Annotated in this window: 15 protein-coding genes and 1 pseudogene; 8 read left to right on the top strand and 8 right to left on the bottom strand. The window is 62.4% G+C overall.

The window, feature by feature from the left end; translation table 11 throughout:
* Positions 1–140: 140 nt before the first annotated feature.
* The 5 genes from pcaF to pcaR form a co-directional block, all read right to left on the bottom strand.
* Positions 141–1,346 carry a 3-oxoadipyl-CoA thiolase gene (gene pcaF, locus FEM01_RS13490; protein ID WP_171030961.1) on the bottom strand — a complete coding sequence of 402 codons (1,206 nt, stop codon included), beginning with the start codon at positions 1,344–1,346 and terminating at the stop codon, positions 141–143.
* Positions 1,343–2,122, bottom strand: coding sequence for a CoA-transferase subunit beta (locus tag FEM01_RS13485; protein WP_138219979.1), 780 nt, complete (start codon positions 2,120–2,122; stop codon positions 1,343–1,345). The genes pcaF and FEM01_RS13485 overlap by 4 nt, the downstream gene beginning before the upstream one ends.
* Positions 2,119–2,979, bottom strand: coding sequence for a CoA transferase subunit A (locus tag FEM01_RS13480; RefSeq protein WP_138219978.1), 861 nt, complete (start codon positions 2,977–2,979; stop codon positions 2,119–2,121). The genes FEM01_RS13485 and FEM01_RS13480 overlap by 4 nt, the downstream gene beginning before the upstream one ends.
* A 164-nt stretch (positions 2,980–3,143) precedes the next feature.
* Positions 3,144–4,490 (bottom strand): MFS transporter, encoded by a 1,347-nt coding sequence (locus tag FEM01_RS13475; RefSeq protein WP_138219977.1) that lies wholly within the window; start codon positions 4,488–4,490, stop codon positions 3,144–3,146.
* Positions 4,491–5,043: 553 nt separating this feature from the next.
* Positions 5,044–5,913 carry a pca regulon transcriptional regulator PcaR gene (pcaR, locus tag FEM01_RS13470; RefSeq protein WP_205884549.1) on the bottom strand — a complete coding sequence of 290 codons (870 nt, stop codon included), beginning with the start codon at positions 5,911–5,913 and terminating at the stop codon, positions 5,044–5,046.
* Between the two features lie 527 nt (positions 5,914–6,440).
* Between pcaR and FEM01_RS13465 the strand changes: the two genes are divergently transcribed.
* Both FEM01_RS13465 and FEM01_RS13460 read left to right on the top strand, forming a co-directional pair.
* Positions 6,441–6,641 (top strand): hypothetical protein, encoded by a 201-nt coding sequence (locus tag FEM01_RS13465; RefSeq protein ID WP_138219976.1) that lies wholly within the window; start codon positions 6,441–6,443, stop codon positions 6,639–6,641.
* A 316-nt stretch (positions 6,642–6,957) separates the two neighbouring features.
* Positions 6,958–8,430, top strand: a complete 1,473-nt coding sequence (locus FEM01_RS13460; protein WP_138219975.1) for an inorganic phosphate transporter — start codon at positions 6,958–6,960, stop codon at positions 8,428–8,430.
* A gap of 81 nt (positions 8,431–8,511) precedes the next feature.
* Here the strand turns inward: FEM01_RS13460 and FEM01_RS13455 are convergent, their stop codons facing one another.
* Positions 8,512–9,987, bottom strand: coding sequence for a helicase HerA-like domain-containing protein (locus tag FEM01_RS13455; protein WP_138219974.1), 1,476 nt, complete (start codon positions 9,985–9,987; stop codon positions 8,512–8,514).
* A gap of 172 nt (positions 9,988–10,159) precedes the next feature.
* On the opposite strand from FEM01_RS13455, the pseudogene FEM01_RS24785 reads away from it, so the two are divergent.
* The 5 genes and pseudogenes from FEM01_RS24785 to FEM01_RS13435 all read left to right on the top strand — a co-directional run.
* Positions 10,160–11,176 (top strand): annotated as a pseudogene (locus tag FEM01_RS24785) (HAMP domain-containing protein); the annotation flags it as partial.
* A 93-nt stretch (positions 11,177–11,269) separates the two neighbouring features.
* On the top strand, positions 11,270–12,034 hold the full coding sequence (locus FEM01_RS24780) for a methyl-accepting chemotaxis protein (protein WP_416781538.1): 765 nt from the start codon (positions 11,270–11,272) through the stop codon (positions 12,032–12,034).
* A 179-nt stretch (positions 12,035–12,213) separates the two neighbouring features.
* Entirely contained in the window at positions 12,214–13,335 is a 1,122-nt protein-coding gene (locus FEM01_RS13445; RefSeq protein ID WP_138220048.1) for a glycosyltransferase family 4 protein, read from the top strand.
* Entirely contained in the window at positions 13,328–14,083 is a 756-nt protein-coding gene (locus tag FEM01_RS13440; RefSeq protein WP_138219972.1) for a DUF2334 domain-containing protein, read from the top strand. Before FEM01_RS13445 ends, FEM01_RS13440 begins: the two co-directional genes overlap by 8 nt.
* Positions 14,080–15,072 carry a lysylphosphatidylglycerol synthase transmembrane domain-containing protein gene (locus FEM01_RS13435; protein ID WP_138219971.1) on the top strand — a complete coding sequence of 331 codons (993 nt, stop codon included), beginning with the start codon at positions 14,080–14,082 and terminating at the stop codon, positions 15,070–15,072. Before FEM01_RS13440 ends, FEM01_RS13435 begins: the two co-directional genes overlap by 4 nt.
* Before the next feature lie 141 nt (positions 15,073–15,213).
* On the opposite strand, the gene purU is transcribed toward FEM01_RS13435, so the two are convergent.
* Positions 15,214–16,065 carry a formyltetrahydrofolate deformylase gene (purU, locus tag FEM01_RS13425; protein WP_138219969.1) on the bottom strand — a complete coding sequence of 284 codons (852 nt, stop codon included), beginning with the start codon at positions 16,063–16,065 and terminating at the stop codon, positions 15,214–15,216.
* A 301-nt stretch (positions 16,066–16,366) separates the two neighbouring features.
* Between purU and mvaT the strand changes: the two genes are divergently transcribed.
* Complete coding sequence (gene mvaT, locus FEM01_RS13420; protein ID WP_138219968.1) at positions 16,367–16,744, top strand: histone-like nucleoid-structuring protein MvaT; 378 nt, start codon at positions 16,367–16,369, stop codon at positions 16,742–16,744.
* Positions 16,745–16,821: 77 nt separating this feature from the next.
* Here the strand turns inward: mvaT and sbcB are convergent, their stop codons facing one another.
* Positions 16,822–18,252: an exodeoxyribonuclease I gene (gene sbcB, locus FEM01_RS13415; protein ID WP_138219967.1), complete on the bottom strand. Its 1,431-nt coding sequence runs from the start codon at positions 18,250–18,252 to the stop codon at positions 16,822–16,824.
* Positions 18,253–18,304 lie beyond the last annotated feature (52 nt).

Genomic DNA, 18,304 nt, shown 5'->3' with positions numbered 1-18,304 from the left:
GGTACTAGGTAAGTCTAGACATACCTAGTAACACACTCGTTCCGCTTGGGGGCTGGCCATTAGCCTTGGGTCTAACGAGTCCGGCCTCATCGCGTGCAAGGCGCATCAGTGCGCCTTGCACGCGATGAGGCCGATACGGGTCAAACCCGTTCGATGGCCAGCGCCAAGCCTTGGCCAACGCCCACGCACATGGTCGCCAGGCCTTTACGCCCACCGCTCTTCTCCAACTGGTGCAGCGCCGTCAGTACCAGGCGCGCCCCACTCATGCCCAGCGGATGGCCAAGCGCGATGGCGCCGCCGTTGGGGTTCACTTGCGGCGCATCGTCAGCTACCCCCAGCTCGCGCAGTACCGCCAGGCCCTGGCTGGCGAAGGCTTCATTGAGTTCGATCACGTCGAAGTCGCTCACCGCAACGCCCAGGCGCTCGGTCAGCTTGCGCACCGCCGGGACCGGGCCGATGCCCATCACCCGAGGCGCCACACCGGCACTGGCCATGCCCAGCACGCGGGCACGCGGGGTCAGGCCGTGCAGCTTCACCGCTTCGGCCGATGCCAAGATCAGCGCGGCGGCACCGTCGTTGACGCCCGAGGCATTGCCAGCGGTGACGGTCTTGTCAGAGCCATTGACCGGCTTGAGTTTGCTCAGCGCCTCCAGGGTCGTATCTGCGCGTAGGTGTTCGTCACGCTCAACGACGGTCTCGCCTTTCTTGTGGGCGATACGCACCGGCACGATTTCCTCGGCGAAGAACCCCGCAGCCTGTGCAGCGGCAGCCTTCTGCTGGCTGCGCAGGGCGAAAGCGTCCTGGTCGGCGCGCGAGACCTGATAGTCGTCGGCGACGTTGTCAGCGGTCTCGGGCATCGAGTCCACGCCGTACTGGGCTTTCATCAGGGGGTTGATGAAACGCCAGCCGATGGTCGTGTCTTCGAGCTTCATGTTGCGCGAATAGCCGCTTTCGGCCTTGCCCATGACGAACGGCGCGCGCGACATCGACTCGACGCCGCCGGCAATGGCCAACTCCATCTCGCCGCTGGCGATGGCGCGAAAGGCCGTGCCGATGGCATCCATGCCCGAGGCGCACAGGCGGTTGAGGGTCACCCCGGGAATGCTCTCGGGCAGGCCGGCCAGCAGCAGCGCCATGCGCGCGACGTTGCGGTTGTCTTCGCCAGCCTGGTTGGCGCAGCCGAAGAACACCTCGTCGAGCTGCGCCCATTGCACGCCTGGGTTACGTTCGATCAGCGCCTTGAGCGGCACCGCCGCCAGATCGTCGGCGCGCACGCCGGCCAGCGCACCGCCAAAGCGGCCAATCGGTGTACGGATGGCATCGCAGATGAATACGTCACGCATCAGGCTTCTCCTGCCACTTGCCCATGGGCAGCGGCGGTGCGGGCTTCGAGGTCGCGCAAGGCGGTCAGCTCGACATCGCTCGGGGCAGTGGTTTCTTGCACGTCATCGGCAAAGCGTATCGCCCAGCCGGTGGCGTTAATGATCTGCTCACGGGTCACGCCAGGGTGAATCGAGGTCACCACGAACTCGTGGGTGTCGGCTTCCGGCTCCATGATGCACAGGTCGGTGATGATGCCGACCGGCCCATCGCCCGGCAGGCCCAGGCGCTTGCGCGAATCGCCGCCCTCGCCGTGGCCAACCGAGGTGATGAAGTCGAGTTTGTCGACGAACGCACGCGGCGACTGCTTGAGGATGATCAGCACTTGCTTGGCGGAACCGGCGATCTCAGGCGCGCCACCGGCACCGGGCAAGCGGGTTTTCGGTGCGAAGTAGTCGCCCACCACGGTGGTGTTGATGTTGCCGAAGCGGTCGACCTGGGCAGCGCCAAGGAAGCCGACATCGATACGTCCACCCTGCAACCAATAACGGAAGATCTCGCCGGTAGGCACCACGGTATCGGCGGTCTCGGCAAGCTCGCCGTCACCGATCGACAGCGGCAACACGCTCGGCTTGGCGCCAATCGGGCCGGACTCGTAGATCAGCACCACGTCGGGCGAGGACGTCAGGCGCGCCAGGTTGGCAGCCTTGGACGGCAGTCCGATACCGACGAAGCACACAGCGCCATTGCGCAAGCGACGGGCCGCCGCGACGGTCATCATTTCGGAAGTGGAGTAGCTCATTGCGCGGCCTCCGCGGTGCTGGCCAGCTTGGCCTGGAATTCGGTGAAGTCTTGGGTGCCACGGATGTAGGTATCGATCCAGGCGCTGAACGTCTCGCGGTTGCGGGCGATCGGGTCCCAGGCCTGGTAGAAGCGGTTGTCACGCTCGTAGTATCCATGGGCGTACGAGGGGTGAGCACCACCAGGCACCAGGCACACCGCGCTCAGGGCCCAGGTCGGCAACACGCAGGCATTCATTGGCGCGTTCAGGTCATCGACGATTTCCTCGACGGTGACGATGCAGCGCTTGGCCGCCAGGGCCGCTTCCTTCTGCACGCCCAGGATGCCCCACAGCAGCACGTTGCCCTTGCGGTCGGCTTTCTGCGCGTGGATCACGGTCACGTCCGGGCGCACCGACGGCACTGCCGCGAGCACCTCGCCGGTGAACGGGCAGGTGACGCTCTTGATCAGCGGGTTGACCTTGGGCAGGTCGGAACCTGCATAGGCGCGCAGCACCGCGAATGGCAGGCCCGAGGCGCCAGCCACATAGGCGTTGGCGAGGTCGGCGTGGCTGTGTTCTTCGATCTCGATGGCATGCGGCCAGTGTTTCTCGACCGCATCGCGCAGGCGATGCAGCGAGCCCACGCCAGGGTTGCCGCCCCAAGAGAAGATCAGCTTGCTCGCGCAGCCAGCACCGATCAGTTGGTCGTAGATCAGGTCCGGGGTCATGCGCACCAGCGTGAGGTCGCGCTTGTCCTGGCGGATGATCTCGTGGCCGGCTGCGGTCGGGATCAAGTGCGTGAAGCCTTCGAGAGCGACGCAGTCGCCATCCTGGATGAACTGCTTCACAGCCTCGTGAAGCGAGAGAATTGCTGCCATTGGAGACTCCTGGTCAGAACGAGTCGGGTCGATGAGCAGCGGGCCGATGCGTCGCTGCGATGCGTTCAGATTAAGGAGGCTGGCGGGACTCCGACAATCCGATAATCGCACTTTTGTGCGATTATCGAACCATTTGTTACCCTGTTAACCACCCTCCCGCAGGGTCAGGTCGCGTCGGCGTGACTGACCAGCCCCTTGACCACAACCCCGACCGCAGCCAGCGCAGCCGGCACCAGCAGCGCGGTCAACACCTGCTCGAAGTTCCAGCCGAGGCCCAGCAGAGTCGCCCCGCTCCAGGCCCCGAGGATCGCACCGAAGCGTCCGATGCCGAGCATCCACGACACACCGGTGGCGCGGCCCTGGGTGGGATAGAAACGTGCCGCCAGCGAAGGCATGGCCGATTGCGCGCCGTTGACGCACATCCCTGCGACCAGCACCAAGGTTGCCAGCAGGGTGATGTTGCCCAGGCTCTGGCCTACCGCGTAGGCGAACACCCCAGCCAGCAGGTAGAACACGCCAATGACTTTGTGTGGGCTGAAGCGGTCCATCGCCCAGCCCACTGCCACCGCACTGAGCACGCCGCCAAACTGGAACAGCGCGCCGATGAACGCAGCTTGCTCCATGCTCGCGCCACTGTCGCGCATCAAGGTCGGCAGCCAGCTGGTCAGCAAATAGACGATCACCAGCCCCATGAAGTACGTCAGCCACAGCAGCAAGGTGCCCACGCCATAGGTGCCCGAGAAAATCACCGCGAACACGTTGCGCGTTGCCACCGCCTTTTGCTCGGGTACACAGAAACCCGAAGCCTGCGCCACCAGCGCTGGAGCGATCGGCGCCAGGGTCTTGCGCACTTTGTCGGTACCGCGGTTACGCACCACCAGAAAGCGCGCCGATTCCGGCAGCCAGACCAGCAGTACCACCGCCAGCAGCAACGGCAGCACACCGCCGATCACCAGCAGGCTGTGCCAGCCATAGGCCGGAATCAACTTGGCCGAAATGAAGCCACCGCCAGCCATGCCCAGGTTAAAGCCGCAGAACATGCTGGTCACCAGCAGCGACTTCAGGCGCTCAGGGGTGTATTCGGAAAGCAAGGTGGTGGCATTGGGCATACCCGCACCCAACCCCAGGCCGGTCAGAAAGCGCAACACCAGCAACTGGTCAACGTTGCTGGCGTACGCCGATGCCAGGCTGAAACCGCCAAACACCAGCACCGCGCCCACCAACACGCCTTTGCGTCCGAAACGGTCAGCCAGCGGCCCCGAGCCCAAGGCGCCGAACACCATGCCGATCAGCGCGGCGCTCATCACCGGGCCCAGACTTGCGCGATCGATACCCCACTCCTGGGACAACGCCGGCGCGATGAAGCCCATGGCAGCGGTATCCAGGCCATCGAGGAAAACGATCAGGAAACACAGGATCACCACCCGCCACTGGTAGCGGGAAAGCGGTTGGTCGTTGATCAATGACTGGACGTCGAGGTAATTACCGACAGTGGATTGCGGTTTGTTCATTGTTGTTATCCGGATGAAGGGCACAGGCAGGCAACTGCGTGCTACCGACACGCAGAAACGAGAAGTGATCAGGAATGCTTGGCCGTCGCTCAGCCGTCGTGCAGCGCGACTGTTCGCGGGTGCGGCCGCGACAGCGAATGATGTGTGCTCATCGAGAAGCCCTTGGGTGGCCTGTTGTTATTGTCGGGTCGGCAAAGCCGACACGTGACAAGACATTAATCAGCAGACCGAGGCTGTGCAATTCGTTGCAAACGAGATTGTGCGTTTATCGAACAGCAATGCTGCGCGGCGTTCGATTTCGGTGCAGGGCAACGGGGGATTCGGGCGTTGCGCGGACCTGTAGGTTTTCCTGAGTGCCGGGCCACCGCGAAGCGGTCTACGCGGTGGGTGGCACCGGCCTTGCCGGTGTTCGCGGCTAAAGCCGCTCCCACAAGGTACGCGGCGCGCTTACGAAATCAGTTTTCTGCGCGACAGCGCAGCCCAAAGGGCTGGGTAATCTCACACAGGGATTGGGCCCATTTCTAAAAATGTGGCAAGACAATAATCAATGCGATCAGCCAAACAACTGATGGCAGAGGTCGCGGCTGGCCGCCAAAAGGATCGGCAAGAAGCGCTGCTCCAATTCGGTGCGGCTGACCCGGCCAACGTGAGTGCTGACGTTCAAGGCTGCCAGTACCTGCCCGGAGGCATCGTAGATCGGCACGGCAATCGAGCGCAGCCCCTGCTCCAGCTCCTGGTCCACCACGCACCAGCCCTGCTCGCGGACCTGCTGGATGCAGGCGAACAACGATGCGTGATCGTGCAAGGTACGACTGGTACGCGCCTTGAGGTCAGCGCGCTCCAGGTACTCGTGCAAGCTCGCGTCGTCCAGCGCTGCCAGCAGGATGCGGCCCATGGACGTGCAATAGGCCGGCAAGCGCCCGCCTACCGACAGGTCAACCGATATCAGCCGCTCGACCGTGGCCGAACGGGCTATATAAAGGATGTCGTCGCCTTCGAGGGTGGCCATGTTGGCAGCTTCGTGCAGTTGGTCGCTGATGCGGTCCAGGTAAGGCTGCGCCGACACCGCCAGTGGCGTGGACGATAGGTAGGCGTGCCCCAGGGTCAGCACCTTGGGCAGCAGCGAATAGGTGCGGCCATCGGTGGTGGCGTAACCCAACTTGATCAGCGTGTGCAGGCAGCGACGCACGGCAGCCCGAGGGATCTCGGTGCGGTGGCTGATCTGGGCGATGGTCAGGTGGCGTTTGCGCTCCTGGAAGGCCTGAATCACCGCCAGGCCCCGGGCCAGGGAAGTCATGAAATCCGGGTCACCGGTAAACGCCTGGATGCGCTTGGCCGGCGATGCCACGATCGGCGGGGCCAACGCAAGACTGGTGCTGCGCACCGGCTCGTTCGCCATTGGGCCAGTGGTTTCTTCGTTCATGGGCACGCCTCAAGAAATCGGGTCACTTGTGCGATTATCGAACGAACGGCCGATAATCGCAATTGACCGCCGACACTTTTACTTATACCTTTCCTCTGCCACATGTGGCTTCTTTGGAGAGACTGGTCAGGTACCCACCGTAGAAGTCCCAGGCAACGGCCTCGCCCAACCGCGAGGCCGTTTTCATTTGCATCTTCGCAACTGTAACTTTCGATCCCGCAGTTTGAACTTGTGCGTGCCCCACCGACTCTTTCAACGTATCGGGCCCGTACAACTTCACCGGCGCGCAGTTTGATGGTTTCAAGCGCATGGCCTTCGACGCGGCCATTGTTATAATCGCACACGCTGTTTGCCCCAGGCACACCACTGGCCTGGCGGCAATCAACCCTGATTCATCGCGGCACGGCCCGCGCCCGAATGTCCAGCGCCTGTTGGCGCAACGATGAGTAATCTGTCCTGGCGTCTATCGGCACACCGACGCGGTGCACCTACGCCAGTTATCAACAACAACCTGTTCAGGTATTACTGTGACGAAAGAAGAACTGCGCGCAGAACTCGAGCGCCAGGCTGAACGTTACAAGGAAGTTTACGGTGGTGAAGTCACCACCTATGCCGCACAACCCGATCCAGAGCGTAAGCCCTGGCGCAAGCGAGCGACGGTTCACGACCAGGCGTTCGCCCAAGAACTCGAGAAGATGGAAAAGGAACTGCGCCAGGACGGCGATTGAAGCAGCCCGACATCACCGTGCCATCGACCCTGGGGCCGTTGGCGCGGACCTCTCTGGTTCCTTTAACCGTGCGGATGAAATGGAATTACACAAATTTCATACATTCGTTTGAATTCCGTCAATCCTGCAAAAACCGCAATAAATCCTTGATTTAGCTGCATTTTATAGATTTTTATCGACATTTTGAGCGCATCGCCCGGCACCGACGCGCCCTCCTGCGCACCTCATCGAGCAGCCATCGGTCTGCGGCAGGTGCATCGATTGCCATGGTTTTCTGGCATAATCTCGCCCCCCTAAGACCGCCAGAAAACCCTTCATGATCGATTTATTCAGCGGACTGGATGCCTGGGTTGTCGTGAGCCTGATGCTCGCTCTAACCTTCGTGCTCGCATTCGAGTTCATCAATGGCTTTCATGACACCGCCAACGCGGTAGCCACTGTCATCTATACCAAAGCCATGCCACCGCACCTGGCCGTGTTCTTCTCCGGCGTGTTCAATTTCCTCGGTGTCCTGCTCGGCGGTGTCGGGGTGGCCTATGCCATCGTCCACCTGCTGCCAGTCGAACTGCTGATCAATGTGAACACCGGGCACGGCCTGGCCATGGTCTTCTCGCTGCTGGCCGCGGCCATCACCTGGAACCTCGGCACCTGGTACTTCGGCATCCCGGCCTCCAGCTCGCATACCCTGATCGGCTCGATCCTCGGGGTGGGCCTGGCCAATGCCCTGATCAACGACATCCCACTGGGCGATGGCGTCAACTGGCAGAAGGCGATCGACATCGCCATGTCGCTGGTGGTCTCGCCGATGGCCGGTTTCGCCGTCGCCGCGCTGGTGCTGATCGCCCTGAAATGGTGGCGCCCACTGTCGAAGATGCACAAGACGCCAGACCAGCGCCGCAAGCTCGACGACAAGAAGCACCCGCCGTTCTGGAACCGCCTGGTCCTGGTGATTTCGGCCATGGGCGTGAGCTTCGTGCACGGTTCCAACGACGGCCAGAAAGGTATCGGCCTGATCATGCTGGTGCTGATCGGTATCGTGCCGGCCAAGTTCGTGCTGGACCTGAACAGCACTACTTACCAGATCGAACGAACCCGCGACGCCACCTTGCACATGAGCCAGTTCTACCAGCGCAACGCCGCCACCCTCGGCGAGTTCCTGGCACTGGGCAAGGCTGCGCCGACCGATTTGCCGGAGCAGTTCAGCTGCAACCCGCAGCAGACCGAGCCGACCATCGCTGCGCTGCAATCGTCGCTGCAAGGCGTGACCGACTACCGCGACCTGAGCGCCGACAAGCGCGTCGAAGTTCGCCGCTACCTGCTGTGCCTGGACGACACCGCCAAGAAAGTCGGTAAGCTGCCTGGCCTGGAAGCGCGTGAAAAGGCTGACCTCGAGAAGCTGCGCAAAGACCTCACCGCCACCACCGAATACGCCCCGTTCTGGGTAATCGTGGCCGTTGCCCTGGCCTTGGGCCTGGGCACCATGGTCGGCTGGAAGCGCGTGGTACTGACCGTTGGCGAGAAGATCGGCAAGCAAGGCATGACCTATGCCCAAGGTATGTCGGCGCAGATCACCGCCGCCTGCGCCATCGGCATGGCCAACGTGTTCAGCCTGCCCGTGTCCACCACCCACGTACTGTCTTCGGGTGTGGCTGGCACCATGGTCGCCAACAAGAGCGGCCTGCAAGGCGGTACGGTGAAGACCATCCTGTTGGCCTGGGTACTGACCCTGCCGGCCTCGATGGGTCTGGCGGCTGGCCTGTTCTGGCTGGCGTCCAAGGCGATCGGCTGAGTACAGTCGCTCAGTTGATGCGGGTCAATTGGGGTTGCAGAGCAGCCCCAATTGACTTAACAGACTGGCATTAGGTACAGCCTACTTTTTCCTCCCCCCCAACAACGACCCCATCAGCCCACGCACCAACTGGCGCCCCAACTGATTGGCCGCCTGGCGTACCGCCGACTTGATCGCCTGCCCTGCCGCACTTTGCAAAAACTCCCCTGCCTTATCGGCAAAGCTATCCTCCTCAGCCTTGGGCTGTGGCGCGGGCTCTACCGGCTCACCCTTGCGCTGGGTAAGCATTTCATAAGCCGACTCACGGTCAATGGGTTTGTCATAGCGCCCCGCCAAGGGCGATGCGCCAATCAAAGCGCTGCGTTCGGTGGCGCTCAACGGCCCAATCCGCGACTGCGGGGGCGCAATCAGCACCCGCTGGACCATCGCCGGCGTCCCCTTGTCTTCCAGCGTGCCGACCAGCGCTTCGCCGATCCCCAGCTCAGTCAGCACCGCCAGGCTGTCGAACGCCGGGTTGGGACGAAAACCATCGGCCACTGCGCGCAGCGATTTCTGCTCCTTGGCGGTGAATGCGCGCAATCCGTGCTGAACGCGCAAGCCCAGTTGCGCCAGTACCGCATCAGGCAGATCACCGGGCGATTGGGTGACGAAATACACCCCTACCCCCTTGGAGCGAATCAACCGGACCACCTGCTCCAGCCGGTCCTGCAACGCCTTCGGCGTGCCGTTGAACAATAAGTGGGCCTCGTCGAAGAACAGCGCCAGCACCGGCTTATCGGCGTCACCGCGCTCAGGCAACTGCTCGAACAGCTCAGCCAACAGCCACAGCAAGAAGGTCGCATAGACCTTAGGGGCCTCGTGCACCAGGCGACTGGCGTCGAGCAGATGGATCCGCCCACGCCCATCACTGGCCGGCTGCAGCAGGTCTTCAAGTTGCAGGGCCGGTTCGCCGAACAGCGCTTCGGCGCCCTGCTGCTCCAGCGTGGCCAAGCGCCGCAGAAGAGCCTGGGTCGAAGCGCTGGTCATCAGCGCGCTGTCCTCGCCCAACAGTTGCGGATTGTCCTTGAGGTGCGCGAGCAGGGCCTTGAGGTCCTTGAGGTCGAGCAGCAACAACCCTTCGCGGTCGGCCACCTTGAATGCGGCATACAGCGCCGCCTGCTGGCTGTCGGTGAGTTCCAGCAAATTGCCCAAAAGCAGCGGCCCCATTTCGCTCAACGTGGTGCGCAAGGGGTGCCCGGACAGCCCGGCGATATCCCACAACACCAATGGGTAAGCCTGCGGCCGATGCGTCAGCCACGGCATGCTGGCGATTCGCTCGGCCACCTTACCCTGGGGCGCTCCAGCGACGCCCAGACCGCACAAGTCGCCTTTGACGTCGGCAGCAAACACCGCCACACCCGCATCGCTGAACTGCTCGGCCAAATGCTGCAACGTGACGGTCTTGCCTGTGCCGGTGGCCCCCGCCACCAGGCCGTGACGGTTGGCCAAGCGCAGGCGCTGGACAGCGGGCTGGCCGTCTGAGCACATACCTACAATCATTTCTGAATTTTCTGACATGACATTACCTCGTTCCGCTCAAGTTCTGCCCTACGACGGCCGATAGTTAGTAATGATTAATTCCTGAATTCGGTAAATACCCGTAAAGGATCGGCGGGAGCTGTTGCACGGATTATTACCCCCTGTTTGTGCGAACGACCCGATAAAAAACCTTAGCGGACGCGATCACGTCATGAATAAAAGCCTTCGTTTCAGCCACAAGATCCTTCTGGCCGCCTCACTGATCGTGATATTGGCCTTTAGCCTGTTCACCCTATACAACGACTACCTTCAGCGTAATGCGATTCGCGCCAACCTGGAGAACTACCTCGCCGAAATGGGCGACTCGACCGCCACCAACATTCGCAACCTCTTCGAAGGGCGCATCAAGCTGGTCGAGAGCGTCGCCCAGAACCTGGCGCAAAACCCACAGAACATTGGCGCCCAGTTGAACCAGAACGCCTTGACCTCAAGCTTTCTGACCATCTACCTGGGCCAGCCTGATGGCACCTTCACCGTCCGCCCTGACACCAAGATGCCCGACGGCTACGACCCGCGCGTACGCCCGTGGTACAAGGACGGCCTGAACGCCAACGGCCCGATGCTCACCGAGCCGTATATCGACATGGCCACCAACAAAATGGTGATCTCGATCATCAGCACCGCCTCGCGTTCGGTCGGTGTGGTCGGCGGCGACCTGGCCCTGGACGGCCTGGCGCAGATCGTCAACTCGCTGAACTTCGGCGGTATGGGCTACGCCTTCCTAGTCAACGACCAAGGCAAGATCCTGGTACACCCGGACCAGAACCTGGTGATGAAGTCACTGCCGGACCTGTTCCCGCAAAACACCCCGAAACTGTCCGGCAACTTGACCGAAGTCGAAGTCGACGGCCAGCCACGCCTGGTCACCTTCACCCCGGTCAAAGGGCTGCCCTCGGCCAACTGGTACATCGGCCTGTCGGTGGACAAAGACAAGGCGTTCAGCATGCTCACGGCCCTGCGCACCTCGGCGGTGATCGCCACTTTGGTGGCGGTGGTGATCATCCTCGTACTGCTCGGCCTACTAATTCGCGTGCTGCTGCAACCGCTGCACACCATGACCCGGGCCATGGAGAACATCGCCGAGGGCGAAGGCGACCTGACCCGCCGCCTGGATATCCACACCCAGGATGAATTCGGCACCTTGGGCACGGCCTTCAACCGCTTCGTCGAGCGTATCCATGGTTCGATCCGCGAAGTGTCCTCGGCCACCGAGCAGGTCAACGAAGTGGCCCAGCGGGTGATCAGCGCCTCGAACTCTTCGATGAGCAACTCCGACGAGCAGTCCAACCGCACCAACAGCGTCGCCGCTGCCATCAACCAGTTGGGGGCTGCGGCCCAGGAAATTGCCGGCAACGCAGCCCAGGCCTCGCAGCATGCCAGCTCTGCCCGTCTGCTAGCTGAAGAAGGCCAGCAGGTAGTGCAACGCAATATCGAGGCGATGAACCGCCTGTCGGATTTGATCGTCACCTCCAGCGGGCATATCGAGACCCTCAATGGCAAGACCGTGAATATCGGTCAGATCCTTGAGGTGATTACCAGCATCTCCCAGCAGACCAACCTGCTCGCGCTCAACGCCGCGATTGAGGCCGCGCGTGCCGGTGAGGCCGGGCGTGGGTTCGCGGTGGTGGCCGACGAAGTGCGCAACCTGGCCCACCGCACCCAGGAGTCGGCGCAGCAAGTGCAGAGCATGATCGAAGAATTGCAGGTCGGTGCACGCGAATCGGTCGACACCATGGGTCAAAGCCAGCGCCACAGCCAAGACAGCATGCAGATCGCCAACCAGGCCGGCGAACGACTGGGCAGCGTGACCCAGCGTATCGGCGAGATAGACGGCATGAACCAGTCGGTGGCAACCGCCACCGAGGAACAGACCGCCGTGGTCGATTCGATCAACATGGACATCAGCGAAATCAACCTGCTCAACCAGCAAGGCGTGCAGAACCTGCAAGCCACCCTGAGCGCCTGTTCAGACCTGGAGCAACAGGCCGGACGCCTGAAACACCTGGTCGGCAGCTTCCGTATCTGAGTTGCAAGCTTCAAGCTACAAGAAAAAGCGGATCGTGCGCGGTCTCGCTTCTTCTTGTAGCTTGTAGCTCGCAGCTGCTTCTTCCCGATCGAACAAACTATCCTTCCTCAAGGTCAACCTTCAGGCGAGTCATACCAGCCCCGTGCCGGATGACAGACCCCGAAGACGATCCCGGAGGGATGCTGATCGTGCACATTGCCGACATCACCATGTTCTACGCCCCAGCCAGCGGCGGCGTGCGAACCTACCTTGATGCCAAACACCGCCGCCTCGACGCCATACCCGAGGTGCGCCACAGTTTGCTGGTCCCCGGCGCCAGCGCCGGCCACACCGATGGCGTCTACCAGGTCCCCGCCCCACCCCTGCCCTTTGGCAACGGCTACCGCTTCCCGGTACGCCTGGCGCCCTGGTGCAACGAGCTGCGCCGCCTGCAACCGGACCTGATCGAAGTAGGCGACCCCTACCTCACCGCCTGGGCCGCCCTGGAAGCACGGCGTAAACTCGATGTCCCGGTGATCGGCTTCTACCACTCCGACCTGCCCCTTTTGGTGAGCAACCGCATGGGCAATTGGTTCACCCCGAACGTCGAAGCCTATGTCAGCAAGCTCTACGGTAACTTCGACAGGGTACTGGCGCCGAGCCAAGTGATGGCCGACAAGCTCCGACGCCTCGGAGTCAGAGCCGTGCACGTACAACGCCTGGGCGTGGACCTGGCCCTGTTCAACCCCGAGCAGCGCGACCCCGGCCTGCGCGCCGAACTCGGTATCCCCGAAAATCGCCACTTGCTGGTGTTCGCCGGGCGTGGCTCGCGCGAAAAGAACCTGCCCGTGCTGATTGAGTGCATGCGCACCCTGGGCCCGAATTACCACCTGTTGCTGGTCGGTTCGAACATGCCACTGAGCACGGCGGACAACGTCAGCGTGATCGATCACTTCTGCCCGCCTGCACAGGTAGCCCGAATACTGGCCAGCGCCGACTTGCTGGTGCATGCCGGCGATCAGGAAACCTTCGGTCTGGTGATCCTCGAAGCCATGGCCAGCGCCACACCAGTGGTGGCCGTGCGCGCCGGGGCGTTCGGCGAGATCGTGCCCCCAGACTGCGGCCGCCTGTGCCCACCCAACGACGCCCAGGCCATGGCCGATGCAGTGCGCGAAACCTTCGAAGCAGGCGTGCAGCAACTCGGTGCCCAGGCCCGCCAGCATGTCGAGCGCCATTACAGTTGGGACAACGTGGTCAACGGATTGCTCAGCCATTACCAAGCAGTGCTCGGCACATCGCCGCTGGCCCGCGCCCATGGCTGAACGACGCCCCAGCCTGATGCTGGTGCTGCACGACGTAGCACCGCAAACCTGGCCGGACTACCAACCTTTCGTGCAAGCCATCGATGCACTCGGCGGCGTGCGCATGACGTGGCTGGTGGTGCCAGACTTTCACCAGCGTAACGCGCTGGCACACTTTCCTGCCTTCTGCCGCCTGCTCGACCAGCGCTTGGCCTGCGGTGACGAACTAGCCTTGCACGGCTACTACCACGCCGACGACGGCCCGCCGCCACGCGGCCCGGTCGAGTTTTTCATGCGCCGGCTCTACACCCACGAAGGCGAGTTCTACGCCCTCGATCACGCAGCCGCCTTGCAACGCCTGCAAGCCGGGCTGGCGCTGTTCGAGCGCCAGGGATGGCCCGTGGCTGGCTTCGTCGCCCCCGCCTGGCTGATGAGCGAAGGCACCCGCCAAGCCTTGCGCCAACTGCCGCTGCGCTATACCAGCACACCCCAGCACCTGTACCGCCTGCCAGACTTCACCCCGATCGAGGCCCCAGGACTGGTATGGAGCGCGCGCAGCGCCTGGCGCCGCAGCGTCTCGAAAGTGCTCAGCGACTGGCAACGTCGGCGCTGGCAACACGCCGACACCTTGCGCCTAGGCCTGCATCCGGTGGACATGCGCCACCCCTGTGCACGTACTTACTGGCTCGACACCGTGCAAGCCTTGCTCGCCGAAGGCCGCGAGCCGCTGACCAAGTCCGCCTGGCTAGACCGCCAGATCGGTCCATGAAGCGTCTCGGCTGGCTTGGCCTGGCCCTGCTGCTGGCGCTACTGGTCCCGGCATTGCTGGGTGGCAGCGACCTGCTGGCGCGCCTGAGCAGGTTCCCGCTACGCCTGCTGCTGCTGTTGCTTGGGATGATCCTGTTGTGCTGGCTGATCAACACCGCCCGCCTGCGCCTGCTGCTCGGCCAGCAAGGCACAGCACTGGGCTGGAGACGCGGCCTAGGCGTGGTCATGGCCACCGAGTTCGCCATCTGCACCACACCTGGCGGCAGTGGCGGGCCACTGACGCTGATGGCGCTGCTCGGCCGCCAACGCATCACGGCCTCGCACAGCGGGGCGGTGTTCGCCCTGGACCAGCTCAACGATCTGCTGTTCTTCTTCTGCGCCACGCTGGCAATCGCGGGCTACGCGCTGTTCCACCACCTGGGCCACAGCCAGCAAAGCCTGCTACTGGGTAGCGCCGCGCTACTATGCACAGCCCTGGCGGGCGTGTTGCTGTCGTTGCGCCATCAGGCCCTGCTGATCCGCGCCAGCGGCCACTTGTTGCGGCGCCTGGGCGTGCCAGCGCAACGTCGTCGACGCTGGGCGCGCGCACTGCTGCGTTTCTGCCATGCCCTGGCCGAGACCTCGCGCCTCCCCAAACATACGCTTGCGCTGGTGTTCGGCCTCACCTGCGCGCACTGGGGGCTGCGCTACAGCGTGCTGTACCTGGTGTTGCAGGGCTTGGGGGGCGTGCTGGGATGGGGAGCGAGCTTTCTGGTGCAAATGCTTGCACTCAGCGCCGGCCAGTTCAGCCTGCTGCCCGGTGGCGCGGGGGCAGCGGAGCTGACTTCAGCAACCTTGCTCACGCCAATGGTAGGCAGTTCGACAGCCGCTGCCGCGATCCTGATCTGGCGCGCGGTTACCTACTACTTTTATCTGCTGGCAGGCGGGCCGGTGTTCGTGTGCCTGCTGGCGCGTCCTCTGCTGGAGCGCTGGCGGCGTCAGGCCGGTTGAGCGCCTGCCACAACGCGGCGGCACCGGGAAACTCGGTGCCATCCTCGTCGCTGAGCGCATCCGGGTCGAAACGCGCCAGGCAGCCCTCGCCCAAGGTAGGTGGCACCGAGGCGCCGGCCTTGTCACGAGGGTTGGCCATGCTCAGTCGAAAACCACGGTCTTGTTGCCGTGTACCAGCACGCGATCCTCAAGGTGGTAGCGCAGGCCACGAGCCAGCACCATCTTCTCGACATCACGGCCGAAACGCACCATGTCTTCGATGCTATCGGCATGGCTGACACGCACCACGTCCTGCTCGATGATCGGGCCGGCGTCCAGTTCTTCGGTCACGTAATGGCAGGTGGCGCCGATCAGCTTCACACCACGCAACGCGGCCTGGTGATACGGCTTGGCGCCGACGAACGACGGCAGGAAGCTGTGGTGGATGTTGATGACCTTCTCGGCGTAGTCGCGGCACAGCTGCGGCGGGAGGATCTGCATGTAGCGGGCCAGCACCACGACGTCGGCAGCGTGCGCTTCGACCAGGCGCGACACCTCGGCGAAGGCCGGGGCCTTGTCCTTGGGATCGACCGGTACATGGAAGAACGGAATGCCATGCCACTCGACCATGCTGCGCAGGTCGTCATGGTTGGAGATCACGCACGGGATCTCGCAATCCAGCTCGTCGGTGTGCCAGCGGTGCAGCAGGTCGGCCAGGCAGTGAGACTCGCGGCTGGCCATCAGCACCACGCGCTTCTTCTGCGCCGAGTCGGTGATGCGCCAGGTCATCGAGAACTCTTCGGCGATCGGCGCGAACGCTTCACGGAAGGCCTCGATACCGAACGGCAGCGACTCGGCGCGAATCTCATGGCGCATGAAGAACCAGCCGCTCTGCTCATCGGAGTGGTGGCTGGCTTCATTGATCCAGCCATTGTAGAGGGCCAGGAAATTACTGACTTTTGCCACGATGCCGACGCGGTCGGGGCAGGCAATCACCAGTCGATAGGTGCGCATGAAAAAAGGCTCCAGAACTTCGCAAAGGGGCATATTCTAACGGTCTGTCGGAAAAAACGCAGTAATGTTCGAAGCCCGGACACACGCGCCCATCGCGCGCACTCCCCCTGCACATGCCCCTGCGTCCTACAGGGACATGGCCATTGGCCGTAACACTAAGTAAATTTTTCTTAACCTAACAGCGATACGGCCATTCATTGCTATTAATTGATTCACGACTTTTTAATTGTTTACTTGAGTGTGAGGCGTGTCTATTATTGTCGGCACTGCCCCTTTTACACACGCTTTCAAGGAACTCTCCATGTCCCTGATCAACGAATACCGCGCCACCGAAGAAGCCATCAAAGAACTTCAGGCTCGCCTGACCAACCTGCAGCAAGATGGCAAACTGCAAAAAGAACTCGAGTTCGAAAAGAAGCTGCGCGAGCTGATGGCCGAAAATGGCAAGTCGCTGCGTGACGTTATCGCCCTGCTCGACCCGGAAAGCAAACTGAGCAAAGCCCCGCGCGGCGTCGCCAAGCCAGTTACTACCAAGCGTGCGCGCAAGGTCAAGCAATACAAGAACCCGCACAATGGCGAGGTTATTGAAACCAAGGGTGGCAACCACAAGACCCTGAAAGAATGGAAAGCCAAGTGGGGCGGCGACGTCGTCGAAAGCTGGGCTACCCTGCTGGACTGATCCAGGCGACTGCCGTTTCAGTTTCAACATGAAAAAACGCCGGCACTTGCCGGCGTTTTTTCATGGGTCTGCTCGCCTCACACGGCAAAGCGCGTCTTCAAATGCGCAACGTGCTCAAGCCAGGCTTGCAGCACCTGTCGTCCGGCCTCGTCGGCCTCGCCCCAGCGGCTCTGACAGGCCTGTTCGAAGTCGCCCACGGTATTCGGTGCACCCATCTGCCGATTGCTCAGGCGCTGTTCACAAAACACCTGCCAGCGTGCCTGCTCCTGTTCATTCAAGGTGTCTGCGAAGTTACGCGCGCGGTAGCGGAACAACAGTTCAGGCAAGCGCGGATCGTCGAACATCCAGTGCCCCTGACCCAATTGGGCAGGATCGGCCATACGCACTTGTTCGCACAAACGCCGGTCACGGTCCCCGATAAAACCATCATACAGCTGTTGTTCGGGGTCTTCGCTCGCGGCGCCCCCCTCTTCCTGGTAGATGATTTCCAGCTTGTCACGCCAGATGTCCTGTTGATTGGCCAATTGCTCGGCCCGTCGCTGCAGCTCGGACATATCCAGCCCCAAACGCTGCTCGTCTGCAGGACGCACCACCGATAAAGGTGCCACCACTGGGCAACGGTTGATGTGTACCAACTTCAATGGGACAGGTAATTGCCCGTCAGACATTTCCTCACGGCGCATGTACAAACGTTGACGCAGCGTTTGCGCACTTTCCTGCAACAGCGGTGAATTGTCCTGCCCAAGATCACAAACAATCAGTGCATTGCGATTACGCGGATGCCAGGCCAGCGGCAACACCACGCCGATGTACTTGCGATCCGCCGAAAAGCGCCCGGTGATATGCACCAGCGGCTGCAAAAGACGGATCTGCTCCTGCACTTTATGTTTGCTGCGCAGCTGGAACAGCCAGTCATACAACTTCGGTTGTTTGCTGCGGATCAGCCGGGCCAGGCCGATGGTCGCCCGTACGTCGGAAAGCGCCTCATGGGCATGGCCATGTTCCAGGCCATTGGCCTTGCTGAGCAGTTCCAGGCGCAGGCTGGTGCGGCCCTCCTGCTGCGGCCAGACGATACCTTCGGGGCGCAGCGCATAGGCCGTGCGTACCACATCGATCAGGTCCCAGCGGCTGTTGCCGCCCTGCCACTCGCGGGCGTAGGGGTCGAAGAAGTTGCGGTACAGGCTGTAGCGGGTGACTTCATCGTCGAAGCGCAGGGTGTTGTAACCGGCCCCGCACGTCCCCGGACGCGCCAGCTCGCTGTGCACGCGGGTCATGAACTCGGCTTCGCACAGGCCGCGCTCGACCAGTTGCTGCGGGGTGATCCCCGTCACCAGGCACGCTGCCGGGTGCGGCAGGATGTCGTCGCTGGGGCGGCAATAGAGATTGATCGGCGCCTCGATCTCATTGAGATCCAAGTCGGTGCGCACACCGGCCATTTGCAGCGGTCGGTCGCTGCGCGGATTGATGCCAGTGGTTTCGTAGTCGTGCCAGAAGATGCTGGAGCTCACGGGGTCTTCCTGTAACAAGGTCGACCAGAGTCTAGCGGCCTACCCCGGCCAG

The organism is Pseudomonas mosselii (assembly GCF_005796105.1).
Lineage (GTDB): Bacteria > Pseudomonadota > Gammaproteobacteria > Pseudomonadales > Pseudomonadaceae > Aquipseudomonas > Aquipseudomonas mosselii_C.
The sequence above is the reverse complement of the archived record's forward strand: the minus strand, read 5'-3'. Positions and strand labels throughout refer to the sequence as shown.